The organism is uncultured Eubacterium sp. (assembly GCF_934561735.1).
Classification (GTDB): Bacteria; Bacillota; Clostridia; order Oscillospirales; family Acutalibacteraceae; genus Eubacterium_R.
In genome coordinates this window covers 93,273-107,743 of the sequence record NZ_CAKTGT010000004.1, presented here as the reverse complement: position 1 = coordinate 107,743, position 14,471 = coordinate 93,273, and the positions used below count along the sequence as shown (strand labels likewise).

General features: G+C 42.4%; 11 protein-coding genes. All 11 read left to right on the top strand.

The window, feature by feature from the left end; genetic code table 11:
• Nucleotides 1-45 precede the first annotated feature (45 nt).
• The 11 genes from mutS (at nucleotide 46) to Q0E08_RS05155 (ending at nucleotide 14,413) form a co-directional block, all read left to right on the top strand.
• Entirely contained in the window at nucleotides 46-2,682 is a 2,637-nt protein-coding gene (gene mutS, locus Q0E08_RS05205; RefSeq protein WP_294777680.1) for a DNA mismatch repair protein MutS, read from the top strand.
• A 29-nt stretch (nucleotides 2,683-2,711) separates the two neighbouring features.
• Nucleotides 2,712-4,619: a DNA mismatch repair endonuclease MutL gene (gene mutL, locus Q0E08_RS05200; protein WP_294777678.1), complete on the top strand. Its 1,908-nt coding sequence runs from the start codon at nucleotides 2,712-2,714 to the stop codon at nucleotides 4,617-4,619.
• Nucleotides 4,619-5,536: a tRNA (adenosine(37)-N6)-dimethylallyltransferase MiaA gene (gene miaA, locus Q0E08_RS05195; RefSeq protein WP_294777676.1), complete on the top strand. Its 918-nt coding sequence runs from the start codon at nucleotides 4,619-4,621 to the stop codon at nucleotides 5,534-5,536. The genes mutL and miaA overlap by 1 nt, the downstream gene beginning before the upstream one ends.
• Before the next feature lie 16 nt (nucleotides 5,537-5,552).
• Nucleotides 5,553-6,782 carry an HlyD family efflux transporter periplasmic adaptor subunit gene (locus Q0E08_RS05190; protein WP_294777673.1) on the top strand — a complete coding sequence of 410 codons (1,230 nt, stop codon included), beginning with the start codon at nucleotides 5,553-5,555 and terminating at the stop codon, nucleotides 6,780-6,782.
• Nucleotides 6,763-7,488, top strand: a complete 726-nt coding sequence (locus Q0E08_RS05185; protein ID WP_294777669.1) for a YggS family pyridoxal phosphate-dependent enzyme — start codon at nucleotides 6,763-6,765, stop codon at nucleotides 7,486-7,488. Before Q0E08_RS05190 ends, Q0E08_RS05185 begins: the two co-directional genes overlap by 20 nt.
• Before the next feature lie 20 nt (nucleotides 7,489-7,508).
• Nucleotides 7,509-7,997 carry a cell division protein SepF gene (locus Q0E08_RS05180; protein ID WP_294777667.1) on the top strand — a complete coding sequence of 163 codons (489 nt, stop codon included), beginning with the start codon at nucleotides 7,509-7,511 and terminating at the stop codon, nucleotides 7,995-7,997.
• Between the two features lie 14 nt (nucleotides 7,998-8,011).
• Nucleotides 8,012-9,268, top strand: a complete 1,257-nt coding sequence (locus tag Q0E08_RS05175) for a DivIVA domain-containing protein (RefSeq protein ID WP_294777665.1) — start codon at nucleotides 8,012-8,014, stop codon at nucleotides 9,266-9,268.
• Between the two features lie 31 nt (nucleotides 9,269-9,299).
• On the top strand, nucleotides 9,300-12,089 hold the full coding sequence (gene ileS, locus Q0E08_RS05170; RefSeq protein WP_294777663.1) for an isoleucine--tRNA ligase: 2,790 nt from the start codon (nucleotides 9,300-9,302) through the stop codon (nucleotides 12,087-12,089).
• 63 nt (nucleotides 12,090-12,152) lie between these two features.
• Nucleotides 12,153-12,650, top strand: coding sequence for a signal peptidase II (gene lspA / locus Q0E08_RS05165; protein WP_294777661.1), 498 nt, complete (start codon nucleotides 12,153-12,155; stop codon nucleotides 12,648-12,650).
• Complete coding sequence (locus Q0E08_RS05160; RefSeq protein ID WP_294777658.1) at nucleotides 12,643-13,572, top strand: RluA family pseudouridine synthase; 930 nt, start codon at nucleotides 12,643-12,645, stop codon at nucleotides 13,570-13,572. Before lspA ends, Q0E08_RS05160 begins: the two co-directional genes overlap by 8 nt.
• The gene (locus Q0E08_RS05155) at nucleotides 13,556-14,413 is read left to right on the top strand and encodes an HAD-IIB family hydrolase (protein ID WP_294777656.1); all 858 of its coding nucleotides are present in this window, start codon (nucleotides 13,556-13,558) and stop codon (nucleotides 14,411-14,413) included. Before Q0E08_RS05160 ends, Q0E08_RS05155 begins: the two co-directional genes overlap by 17 nt.
• Nucleotides 14,414-14,471 lie beyond the last annotated feature (58 nt).

The window sequence follows — 14,471 nt, the reverse complement described above, 5'->3', positions numbered from 1 at the left end:
TCCGATAACTACTGATTCAAAAATTGCGTAAGGACGGTGAACAAAATGGCAAAGGAACAAAAGCTTTCTCCTATGATGGCTCAATATTTTGAAATAAAAAAGAATTATCCGGGCGTTATTTTGTTCTTCCGTCTGGGTGATTTTTACGAGATGTTTTTTGACGATGCAAAAATTGCGTCAAAGGTTCTTGACCTTGTTCTTACAGGCAAGGATTGCGGTCAGGGCGAGCGTGCACCAATGTGCGGTGTTCCGTTTCATTCGTCCGACAGTTACATTGCAAAACTTGTTTCATACGGGTACAAGGTTGCAATCTGCGAGCAAACCGAGGACCCTGCAAAGGCAAAGGGACTTGTCAAAAGAGATGTCGTAAGGGTCATCACTCCCGGCACGGTTATTGAAAACAATATTCTTGATGACGGGGTGAACAATTATCTTTGTGCTCTGTGCAAGGGCGACAACGAAACGGGCGTTTGCTTTGTTGATGTGTCAACGGGCGAGTTCCATATCACTTCAATAGGCAGAACCGATGAACAGGAAAAAATCAACAATCAGCTTTCTACCTATGCACCAAAGGAAATTTTGGTTAACTCACTTGCAAATGAGCTTGACGAGGTTGCAAAGTTTGTTAAGTCAAGGCTTGATATTGAACTTGAAGTTCTTGACGACAGTTGCTTTGATTTTGACAATGCAACAAATCTCATTTTGCAAACAATGAACAAGGACAAGATTGACTCGCTCGGACTCGGCAAAAGCAAGCCTGCGGTTTCCGCACTCGGTGCGGTAATCTCCTATCTTCGTGAAAACAGAAAAACCGATGAACTTGAAACTCCGTCGGAAATTGAATTTTACGAAGAAACCGAGTTTATGAACCTTGATATCAGTGCAAGGCGAAATCTTGAACTTACTCGCTCAATGATGACAGGCGACAAAAGGCACTCACTCTTGTGGGTTATCGACAACACAAAAACCGCAATGGGCAAAAGAATGCTTCGCTCTTGGCTTGAAAGACCGCTTATCAGCGTTTCGCAAATCAGCAAAAGGCAAAATGCGGTGGGTGAACTTGTTGACGAGCCGATGCTTCGTGATGAGGTCAAGGAACTTCTTACGGGAGTCAACGATATTGAAAGACTTATGAGCCGTATCGCATACGGCACGGCAAATGCAAAGGAACTCCGTTCGCTTTGTGCAACGGTTGAAAGATTGCCGGCACTCAAGGAACTTTTGCAAAATGCAAATTCGGCATTGCTCAAATCGATTTATAATAATATTGACACATTGCAGGATGTGTATGAACTTATCAATTCGTCAATCGTGGACGAGCCTCCGTTTTCTATGCGTGAGGGCGGAATGATTAGGGACGGCTATAATGCCGAAATAGACGAGCTTCACACAATTATGCAGGGCGGTGCTTCTGTTCTTGCAGAAATTGAAAACAGAGAAAAGGAAGCAACGGGAATACCGAAACTCAAGGTTTCCTACAACAAGGTTTTCGGCTACTTCATCGAGGTTACCAATTCGTACAAAAATCTCGTTCCCGATACCTACATAAGAAAACAAACTCTCACAAACTGTGAAAGATATATAACTCAGGAGCTTAAAGACCTTGAGGGCAAAGTCCTCGGTGCAAAAGACAGATGCGTTGCTCTTGAATACGAAACTTTCTGTGCCGTCAGAACAACGGTTGCAGGCGAGGTCGAGAGAATTCAACGGACCGCAAAGGCTCTTGCAACTCTTGACACGGTTGCTTCTCTTGCCGAGATAGCCACCAAAAATAATTATTGCTGTCCACAGATTACAACGGATGGCACACTTGAAATCAAGGACGGCAGGCACCCTGTTGTTGAGGCTCTGCTCACCGATTCGCCGTTTGTTCCAAACGACACGCTCCTTGATTGCGGCAGCAACAAATGCTCAATAATTACCGGCCCTAATATGGCGGGTAAATCAACATATATGCGTCAAACCGCTCTTATCGTCCTTTTGGCACAGATTGGCTCTTTTGTTCCGGCAAGGAGTGCAAGGGTTTCTGTCTGTGATGCGATATTTACAAGAGTCGGTGCTTCGGACGACTTGGCAACAGGTCAGTCAACCTTTATGGTTGAAATGAACGAGGTGTCAACAATCCTGAAGAACGCTACCGATAAATCACTCATTATCCTTGATGAAATCGGCAGAGGCACATCAACCTTTGACGGTATGAGCATAGCAAGAGCCGTGCTTGAATATGTGGTGAAGAAAATCGGAGCCAAAACACTTTTTGCAACCCACTATCACGAACTTACCGCTATGGAGGGTATGCTAAAGGGCGTAAACAACTATTCAATCGCCGTTAAGAAGCGTGGGGATGACATTACATTTCTTCGCAGAATTGTTCACGGCGGTGCAGACCAAAGCTTCGGTATCGAGGTTGCAAAGCTTGCTGGTGTTCCGTCAGCGGTCACAAAGCGAGCAAAGGCAATCCTTAAAGAACTTGAAGCGAATAAAATTGAAATTGATTTTAAGGCGGAGGAGGCTGTCGAGGAAGAACCGACTGATGATGAAATTCAGTTCAACTTCAAGGCAAAATCCACCGATGAAATACTTGAACTTCTCAAGGCGACAGATGTCAACACTCTGACACCTATTGAAGCGATGCAAACCCTCTACGACCTCAAGAAAAAAGCAGAGGAAATTATGGGTTAAAATAATTTATACCGAAAGGATGTGACGAAATGCCTCAAATTAATATATTGCCAAAAGAAGTATATCAGCTGATTGCAGCAGGTGAGGTTGTTGAGCGTCCGTCCTCGGTAGTTAAAGAAATGATAGAAAATTCCGTTGATGCCGGTGCAAAAAACATTACTGTCGAAATCAAAAACGGCGGTTCAACTTATATCCGTATAACCGATGACGGCTGTGGCATAGCACGAAGCGAGGTAAAAAAAGTTTTTATCTCTCACGCAACTTCAAAAATTAAGGTCAGCGATGATTTGGACAAAATCGGAACACTCGGTTTCAGAGGCGAGGCGATGGCTTCAATTTCTGCCGTTGCAAAGGTTCAGCTTCTCACCAGAACACCTGATGAGGAAATCGGCACAAGGTATGAGATTGCCGGCGGTCAGGAACTTGATTTTTCGGATGCCGGCTGTCCTGTGGGCACAACGATTGTCGTTGCCGATATTTTCTTCAACACTCCGGCGAGAATGAAGTTCCTAAAAAAAGATGTCACCGAGGCTAATGCCGTGGCAGGTGTGGTTGAGCGAATTGCCGTCAGCCACCCTGAAATATCGTTTAGATTTATCCGTGACGGTAAGCAAACGCTTATCACATCGGGCAACGGAGATTTAAAAAGTACAATTTATTCCGTATTCGGCAAAGAGTTTGCAAATTCGCTCATTCCTGTTGATTACGAGATTAACAATATGCGTGTGAGCGGTTTTGTCACAAAACCGTCAATGTCACGCAAAAGCCGTGGAATGCAGTTTTTCTTTATCAATTCCCGACTTGTAAAATCGCAAACCGCCATGGCGGCACTCGAACAGGCTTATCGCAATTCGATTATGGTTGGCAAATTTCCGGGCTGTGTGCTTAATATTGAGTGCAATTCGTCATTTGTTGATGTCAATGTTCACCCGGCAAAAATCGAGGTTAGATTTGCCAATGAAAAGCCGGTGTTTGAACTTGTGTATTACGGAGTGAAAAATGCTATAGAAACGCTTGACACTCCAAAGGAAGCACATTTTTCCGCACCTCGACCGACTCAAACAACTGTCAACGGCAAAATTGATTTCTTCAAGTCAAAGGAAGAAACGCCTACTCAAATTCAGTTTAAACAGGAAAGCAATCCCGATGATTTTTGGAGGGTTGCCGCTCCCGATGTTTTGCGTGAAAAATCACCTAAAACAGAGGAAGAACAAAATTATGTTGAGGAATCAACCACAACCGCAAAACTTGATTTAAACAAATTCACAAAGTCTGATACACCAAACGAACAGCAGGCAAACAACGAGCCTGAAACACAGGAACAGCCGAAGCCTTTACCAAAGCAGGAAAAGGCTGAAAGTGTAGAAGTGCCGGATTTCAGACTTGTAGGTGAAATATTTAAAACATATATTATTATTGAAATGGACGGCGCCTGCTATATGATAGACAAGCACGCCGCACACGAAAGAATGAATTTTGAAGCACTCAAGGCTTCAACTCAAATTGCTTCACAGGTTTTGCTGTCACCCGTGGCAGTAAGACTTTCAAGAGAAGAATACAATGCCGTTCTTTCAAATCTTGATTTGTATTCAAAATGCGGATTTGCAATTGAAGACTTCGGCAACTCAACAGTTTTGGTTCGTGAATGTCCGTCAATTTTGGACGGCGAAGATGTCAGCGGATTGGTTGAAGAAACTGCGGCAAAGCTCCTTGACGGCAAAACAGACATTATACCCGAGCAGATGGATTGGATATTCCATTCCACTTCGTGCAGAGCGGCAGTTAAGGCAGGGGACAAAACCTCACCGTATGAGATGGAGTTATTTGTAAAAAAACTTCTTTCAAATCCTAACATCAGGTATTGTCCTCACGGCAGACCTGTTATGATTAAGCTTTCAAAATATGATATAGAAAAGCAGTTCGGCAGGATACAGTAATGGAAAAGACAAAGATAATTTGCGTTGTCGGTGCAACCGCTTCGGGCAAAACCGATTTGTCGGTAAAACTTGCAAAGGCTGTTGACGGTGAGATTATTTCTGCCGATTCAATGCAGGTGTACAAGAATATGCCGATTGCAACCGCAGTCGCCACCAAAGAGGAACAGGACGGTGTGCCGCACCATCTTGTGGAATTTCTCAACACGGACGAAACATTTTCGGTTGCCGATTATGTTGAACTTGCCAAAAGCAAGATTGCCGAAATTACTTCAAGAGGCAGAGTGCCGATTGTTGCAGGCGGCACAGGGCTTTTTGTTGACAGTTTGGTGAAGAACATCAGCTTTTCCGAGGTCGGTTCAAATGCAGAAATAAGAACCGAACTTGCTGAAAAAAGCAACGAGGAACTTTATGAAAAACTCTTGAAACTTGACCCGAATGCGGCTGCCGATATTCATCCAAACAATCGCAAAAGAGTTATCAGAGCACTTGAACTTTGTATGTCGGGAACTTCAAAAACCGAGCAAAACAAAAATTCATTGCTTTGCGACAGCCCGTATGATGCACTTTATATCGGTATCGGGTATAAGGATAGGCAAAAGCTTTATGACAGGATTAACAAACGAGTTGATTTGATGCTTGAAGCAGGACTTGAAAATGAAGCAAGGCAAATGCTCGGCAAGCAGGGCTTAACCGCCCGTCAGGCAATCGGTCATAAGGAACTTCAGCCGTATATTGACGGAAAAATAACGCTTGATGAAGCGGCTGAGAATTTAAAAAGAGAAACACGCCGTTACGCTAAGCGACAACTTACTTGGTTCAGACGGAACGAAAATATAAATTGGCTGTATGCCGATGAAATGAGCAAGGACGAGCTTGTAAAAAAAGCTGTTGAACTTGTTCAAAAACATTTAAAATAAACGAAAGGAGTTCGGTATGAAAAAGCAAAATTTTACTGCAAACAAAGGTAATTGGCTTATTATTTCGGTAATTGTTTTGATAGTTTTGTTTGTGGTTATTCAGTTTTATAAGGTTACTCATATCGAACTTAAAACACAAACCGCCACGGTTTCAACCGTGTATGACAAGGTGAGCAGTGAGGCATTGTTCATCCGTGATGAATCTGTGGTTGAAAAATCCGCAACGGGTGTTACCGTTCCTTGTTTTGAGGACGGAGATAAGATTAATGTAAAAGGCAATGTTGCAATGCAGTTTTCGTCATCAAAGGCGGCTGCAAATTATTCAAAATATACCGACCTTACAAATCAAATAAAATATTATCAAACACTCGAAGCACAAACAGTCGGTCAGTCCGCAAACCTCGAAACTATCAATGAGGATATTGAGCAAAAGGTTATCAATTATGCCGACGGGGTTTGCAAAAATAAAATAGGCGACACCGCAGAGGAACTTGATTCCGTGCTTGTCCGCCGCCAGCTTATTATCGGTGAGGATGTCGATTTGCTCTCGATAATTGAAAATCTTCGTGACAAGCGTAATTCTTACAGTTCGTTTTCAAAGCCGGATAAGTATATAAAAGCCGATGAGTCGGGCGTGTTCAGCAGCTACACCGACGGATACGAAAATATTATTGATTTTGACAAAGCCGAGGAAACTTCGGTTAAACAGTTTAAATCGGCACTTAAAGCGGTTGACAAGTCGCAGGATGTCGGTAATAATATCGGTAAACTTGTAACAAGCTACACATGGTATGTTCAAACGCTTGTAAGCACAGATGCAATTAAAAATCTTGAAAACGGTGATTATGTAAATATAGTTCTTAAAGATGATGTCAGCAGAGAGTTTAAGGCAGAAATTGTCAGCGGAGCGGATGTTTCGCTCGGTCAAAAAGAAACGCTTCTTATTCTTAAACTTAACGAAATGGATGCCGATATAGCAAAGCTTCGTAAGGCTGAAATTGAAATCAGACGCAAAACTTACGAGGGAATAAAAATTCCGAGCGAGGCTCTCCATGTTGTTGACGGTAAAAAGGGAGTGTATGTCCTTATTGCCAGCCAAATTAAATTCAGAGAAGTCAATGTTATTTACAGCGATGACGATTATGTTCTTGCAGAATATGATGAATCAAATACAGATTCGATTCATCTTTATGATAAAATAATTACTCAAGGAAAGGACTTAAAAGATGGAAAAGTTTATACTTGATGAAGAACGGGTAAAATCGTGCATAGATAATTACAAGCGTATTAAAGACGATGTTATGGAAACTGCCGTAAAATCGGGCAGAAGCGAAAACAATGTCAGACTTATGTGCGTTACAAAAACAGTTGAACCCGAATATATCAATCCGGTGCTTGATTTGGGAGCCGATTTGATTGGTGAAAACCGTGTTCAGGAATACTGTTCAAAACTTGAAACACTGCACCTTGACGGAGTGGAAAAGCATATTATCGGTCATTTGCAGACCAATAAGGTTAAGTACATTGCCGGCAGGGTAGATATGATAGAATCCGTTGATTCAATAAAACTTGCAAAGGAAATCAGCAAGGAATTCAAAAAGGCGGAAGCTGTTGCGAATGTGCTTGTTGAGGTTAATATCGGCAAGGAAGAATCAAAGAGCGGATGCGATATTGAAGAACTTGAAGAATTGCTTTGTCAAATAAGCGAGCTTGACAATATCAAAGTTAAGGGTCTTATGACCATTCCGCCGATTTGTGATGAAAGCGAAGCAAGAAAGTATTTTGCAAAAATGCACGACAAATTTGTTGAACTTCAGCAAAAGAATATCAGCGGTGTTGAAATGCAAATTCTCTCTATGGGTATGAGTGCCGATTATGAGGCGGCTATACTTGAGGGTTCAAACATTGTAAGAGTAGGCTCTGCTATTTTCGGAGCAAGAAAGTATTTTTAGTTTAGTAAGGGGAAGAAAAGATGGGATTATTTGATAAGATAAAAGACATTATGACCGACGAAGAGGACGATTTTGAAGAATACACCGAAGAAAGCGAAAACTTTGTAAAGCCTCCTCGCAGAAGAGAACGCGAAAGAGAGATTGACCCGCCGTCATATGAAAGAGAAGAACGCGCCGAGCGTCCGTCAAGACATATGAAAAACGATAAGGTTGTTAATATTCACACAACAGCTCAGCTTCAGGTAGTACTTGTAAAGCCGGAAGGATTTGAGGAAGCGGCTTCTATTGCCGACAATCTTAATGCAAGAAGAACTGTTGTATTAAACCTTGAAAGTGCAAACCGTGAAGTTGCAAGACGACTTTTGGATTTCTTGTCCGGTGTGGCTTATGCAAACAACGGTCAAATTAAAAGGGTTGCAAACTCAACTTACATCATCACTCCGTACAATGTTGATGTTATGGGCGATTTGATTGACGAACTTGAAAATAACGGAATGTTTACTAAATAAAGGAGAACAATGTGATGATTAGTGCAAAGGAATTAAAAAATGCGGATTTGGCTGTTGCCGCTTCCGGATATGTTACAAAGGATGTTGACAAACTTCTTAAAGAAGCCGCTTCCACTATCGAGGCATATCAGCGTGAAAACAAGGAACTTTATCATAAACTTGAGGTTTTGGCAAGCAAAATCGAAGAATACCGCTCAGAAGAGGATGCTATCAAAACGGCACTTGTAACCGCTCAAAAGATGGCAGACAAAATCAAAAAAGAATCAAAGGATGCTGCGTCACTTCTTATCGAAAGCAGCGAAGCAGAGGCAAAGCAAAAGATGGACACAGCCAATACAGAGGCTGAAACTATCGTGAGGAAGGCGAGAGATTATTCCGCCAACCTTATTAATAATAAAACCAACGAAGCAAACGAGATTATCACAACCGCTCAAAACAAGGCTAATGAGGCAATTAATTCTTCAAAGATTGTTGCACAGGATATTCTTGATCAGGCAAAGGCTATTTCAAATGATTTGATTGACAAATCAAAGGCTGAAAAAGAAGCGTATGAAATTTTGATTTCTACAATAAAGAGTGATGCAAAGTCGTTTGTTGAAAATATAAAGAAACTTTATACCGATCAGCTCGATATGCTCAATTCTTCAAAGCTTGATACAGAGTCGGCAGACAATAAGGTTGCCGAACAAAAGGTTGAAGATGTACACAGCGATGTGTCAAATCTTGTTGATGAGGTAAAGGAATTTTCAAGTGCTATTCCGGAAGAAATCAGTATTCCGGAAATTCCGCACAAGGAATTTGACGATTCGGATGTAAAGGTTGAAAAACCGGTTTTTAACAAGCCTGCACAGGAAGAAGCAAAACCGGAAGAACCTAAGCAGGAGATAGAATCCGATGAACAGGAAAACAACATTGACGAGGTTGTAAACGAAATTATCAACAGCGAGCCGAGCGAACCGCCGGTTATCACTACGGATGATGACGAAGATGACGAAGAACCGCTTGACCCTATGAAAGCCGTTGAAGCATTTTCACAAAATGAGATAACTCCGATTGAAAAAACTGCTGTTCCGGAAATCAGCGAAGACGCCGATATGGAAGATGACGAGTCGTTGTTTAATGAAAGCGAACAACTTCCGTTTGAAAACTATTTTAATGTAAATCGTGAAGATGTACATAATGACAAAACACAAACAATATCTTTGATTCCGCCTGAGGACGACGAGGACGAAGAACCAAAGTTTAAGGGCTTTTTCAAAAAGAAAAAGTGATACTATAACAAACTGTAAGGAGTAAAAACCAATGGATTATAACAAAACACTTAATCTGCCAAAAACCGAATTCCCTATGAGGGCATCGCTCCCGCAAAGAGAGCCTGAATTTCTTAAAGGCTGGTACGAAAATGACCAGTACGGAAAACTTATGAAGCACAATGACGGCAAGCCGCTTTTCGTTCTTCACGACGGACCTCCGTATGCAAACGGCGATATTCATATCGGTCATGCACTTAATAAGACACTTAAAGACTTTATCGTAAGATACAAGAATATGACAGGCTTTAAGTCACCTTATGTACCGGGTTGGGACACTCACGGTCTTCCTACCGAACTTGCGGCTCGTAAAAAGGCAGGTATTACCGCTGAATCAAACATCACCGATTTGGAACTTCGTAAAATCTGCCGTGAAACTGCTCTCGGCTATGTTGACTTGCAGAGAGAAAGCTTTAAGCGTATGGGTGTTATCGGCGAATGGGATCACCCGTATATCACACTTCAAAAGGAATTTGAGCAGGAGCAAATTAAGGTGTTTGCTTCTATGGCATCAAAGGGCTATATCTACAAGGGATTGAAGCCTGTATACTGGTGTGCGGATTGTAACACAGCTCTTGCAGAAGCAGAAATTGAATATGCAGAGGACCCTTGTCATTCAATTTATGTTAAGTTTAAGGTTACAGACGATATGGGCAAGCTTGCCGCTCTCGGTGCAGACCTTGACAAAACATATTTTGTAATTTGGACAACAACAACTTGGACACTTCCTGCCAATGTTGCTATCTGTGTAGGTCCTAACTATGAGTACAGCCTCCTCAAGGCAAACGGCGAATATTATGTTATGGCTACCGACCTTGCACCTACGGCAATGGAAGATGCAGGTATCACAGATTACGAAACAGTAGGCATTATCCGTGGTGATGAGCTTGAATATATGAAAACCGCTCATCCGTTTATCGACAGAACATCTCTTGTTATTGTCGGCGACCACGTAACTCTTGAAAGCGGTACAGGTTGCGTACACACAGCTCCGGGTCACGGTGTTGATGACTTTATCGTTTGCCAAAAGTATAAGGAAATCCCTATTGTTGTTCCTGTAAACGATAAGGGCGTTCTTACAGAAGAAGCAGGTCAGTTTGCAGGTCTTACAACAGAAGAAGCAAATAAGCCTATCGCAGAACATCTTGAAAAAATCGGTGCACTCTTTGCACTTAAAAAGATTAAGCACCAATATCCGCATTGCTGGAGATGCCACAAGCCTGTTATCTTCCGTGCAACATCACAGTGGTTCTGCTCTGTTGACGATTTCAAGGATGCCGCAGTTAAGGCTGCCGAAGATGTAAAATGGTATCCTGAATGGGGTAAGGACAGACTTCAGTCAATGATAGTTGAGCGTGCAGACTGGTGCATTTCCCGTCAGAGAAAATGGGGCGTTCCTATCCCTGTTATGTACTGCAAGGATTGCGGCAAGGAAATCATCGACGAGGGTATTATGAACAAGGTATCCGACATTTTCGGTGAAGAAGGTTCGGACGCTTGGTTTGCTCATGATGCAGAATACTTCCTCCCTGAAGGCTTCAAGTGTCCTCATTGCGGCAAGGCTGACGGCTTTGAAAAAGAAAAGGACATCATGGATGTTTGGTTTGACTCCGGTTCATCACACGCCGCTGTTTGCAAAAACAGAGATTATCTCAAGTGGCCGGCTGATGTTTATCTTGAGGGTGCAGACCAGTACCGCGGTTGGTTCCAATCATCACTTCTTACATCTGTTGCAGGCGGCAACGGTGCTCCTTATAAGCAGATTATCACTCACGGCTGGACAGTAGACGGTGAGGGCAGAAAGATGTCTAAGTCACTCGGCAACGGTATCGCTCCGCAAGAGGTTATCGACAAGTACGGCGCCGATATTCTTCGTTTGTGGGTTGCTTCTGCCGATTACCATGCAGATATCCGTATCAGCCCTGAAATCTTGAAGCAAATTTCCGATAACTACCGTAAAATCAGAAACACTGCAAGATATTGCCTCGGCAACCTTTACGACTTCAATCCTGATACCGATATGGTTGCAAATGAGGATTTGGAAGAACTTGATAAGTACGCTTTGATGAAACTTGATGAAGTTCTCAAAACAGCTCATCAGGGTTATAACGAATATGAGTACCATACAACAGCACATGCACTTCACAATTTCTGTGTTGTTGATATGTCAAACTTCTACTTTGATGTTCTTAAGGACAGACTTTATACTTCTGCTCCTCAGTCAAAGACAAGAAGAGCCGCTCAAACAGTTCTTTACAAGGTGCTTGACGCTCTTTGCCTTATCCTCACTCCTATTCTTGCATTCACCTGTGATGAAATTTGGAAGGCTATGCCTCACGATTCTTCAAGAAATGTTGAGTCACCGCTTTTCAACGACATTCCTCAGGGTAATTACATTGATACAGATGAAGCTTTCATCGCAAAGTGGGATAAGATTCACGAAATCAGAACCGATGTTCAAAAGGCTCTTGAACTTGCCCGTAACGAAAAAGTAATCGGTAAGCCGCTTGAAGCAAAGGTAATCCTTCATGCAGAAGGCGACCTTGCAGATTTCCTCAAGGCTGAAATTGACGCATTGCCTGAAATCTTCATCACTTCCGCTGTTGAAGTTGCAGACGGTGAGGGTGCCGTAAAGGGCGATGTTGCAGGTCTTTCCGTAACAATCGCAAAGGCAGACGGCGAAAAGTGTGAGCGTTGCTGGAAGTTCTCCGATACAGTCGGTCAGGACGCAGAGCATCCGACACTTTGTGCGCATTGTGCTCAAACAATGAAAGAACTTTAATAAGTTGAACTTATAAAAAATTGTAGGGGAGGGGCTTGCCCCTCCCGTATTATAAGGATATATATGAAGCATACAAAAAAACATATTTCCTGCACGATAATGATTATTCTTATCGTTGCATTTGACCAAATAACTAAATATTTTGCTTCATTAAAGCTTGCCGACGGAAGCGTTGCAAAGTTTATTCCCGGAGTTGTGCAGTTCAAATATGCCGAAAACACGGGTATGGCTTTTTCAATGCTAAGCGGTGCAAGGTGGGTGTTTATTGCCTTGACCGTTGTTGTATGCGTCGGCGTTTTTTACTATTTGTTTTCAAACAGGTGCAAAAACCTGTGGCTGTATTGGAGCCTCGGCGTGATTTTGTCGGGCGGTATCGGCAATCTTATAGACCGTATAAGATTCGGTTATGTTGTTGATTTTATCGAACCTACATTTGTTAATTTTGCTATATTCAATATTGCCGATTGTGCCGTAACCTGCGGTGCCGTTGTGCTTGTGGGTTATTTGCTTTATGACGCATTTAAGGATGTAAAAAAGCCAAAGGAGAACTCCGATGGCTGAAAATTACAGTTTTGTATGCCCGTCAAACGGAATACGAATAGATAAGTTTTTAACTGAAAACATTGAGGACATTACTCGCTCCGCCGTGCAGAAAATCATTGAGGAAAACAATGTTGTTGTAAACGGCAGGGTAGTTGCAAAAAACTACAAATGCAAGGCGGGGGACAGTGTAGATGTTACCGTTCCCGATGCCAAACCGCTTGAGGCGGTTGCACAGAATATCGATATAGAAATTGTATACGAGGATGAATATCTGCTTGTGGTTAACAAACCCAAGGGCATGGTGGTTCATCCGGCAAACGGCAATCCCGACGGTACACTTGTTAATGCTCTGCTTTATCATTGCGGCGACAGCTTATCGGGTATTAACGGCGTTATAAGACCCGGGATTGTGCACAGAATAGACAAGGATACATCGGGTCTTTTGATTGTTGCCAAAACGGATAAGGCACATATCGGTCTTGCCGAACAAATTAAAGAACACAGTTTTTCCCGTGCGTATGAGGCTGTGGTTTACGGCAATATCAAAGAGGACAGCGGCACGATTTGTCAGCCGATAGGCAGGGACAGTAAGGACAGAAAAAAGATGGCTGTCACTATGAAAAATTCAAAGCCTGCCACCACGCATTTTGAGGTTATCAAAAGATACGGCGAGTTTACTCATGTAAGATGTATACTTGAAACGGGACGCACTCATCAAATCAGAGTGCATATGGCGTATATAGGTCATCCCGTTGCAGGCGACCCTGTTTACGGTCCCAAAAAGGTTATTACAAGCCTAAACGGTCAATGCCTGCATGCAAAGCATATCGGCTTTGTCCATCCTATAACAAACGAGTATTTGGAATTTGAAAGCGAATTACCTGAATATTTTACTTCGTTTTTGAATTTGTTGGAGAAAAAATATGGAGAAAACATTTGAAAATTGGTTGGTTGTATCCGACATAGACGGAACCCTTAATAATAAATTGCGTAAGCTCCCAAAGCGTAATTATAACGCTATCAAGGAATTTACCGACCGAGGCGGAAATTTTACTCTTGCTTCGGGTAGACTTCAGTCGAGCCTTGAACGCAATTACAATCGTATCACGGCAAATCAGCCGGCGATTGTGCTCAACGGTGCCGGCTTGTACGATTATCGCAAGCAGGAGATGATGTGGCGTTCTACGATAGGTGAAAAAGGCAGAGAGTTTGTTAAGTATATTAGCGAAGAATTTGACGAGATTTTCAAGAGCGTTGACATCGGCGTTTATTTTGACGATTATGTTTATATTGTAAAAAACGGCTTGCTTTCAAACTTTACCATGTTTGCCGACAAGGCAAAGTATGAGATTGTAAAGAGTGTTGACGATGTTCCGCAGGAAGGCTGGATGAAAGTTATATTTTGGTCAAATCCTGTTACTATCGAAAAACTGCATAAGGTTGTTTCAAGACTTGAAAATCCCGATGCAAACTTTATGTCGTCGTCAATCCTCACCCTTGAAATGCTCCAAAAGGACACCCACAAGGGCGTCGGAATTATGAAACTTGCCGATATGCTCGGCATAGAAAAAAGCCATGTTGCAGCAATCGGCGATTATTATAACGATTGGGATATGCTCAAAACAGTCGGTTTGCCGGCATGTGCGGGTCAGGCACCAAGCTCAATACACAAAATTTGCAAGTTTGAAGCGTGTCATTGCAACAAAGGTTGCGTTGCCGATTTGCTTGAATATATCATGAGCGGTAAAGCCGATGAGGACATTGCAAACGGAAAAATTTAATAAATAGCAAGGGACAGATTTATCTGTCACAAAATAAATAAAACCGACAAATACCGTT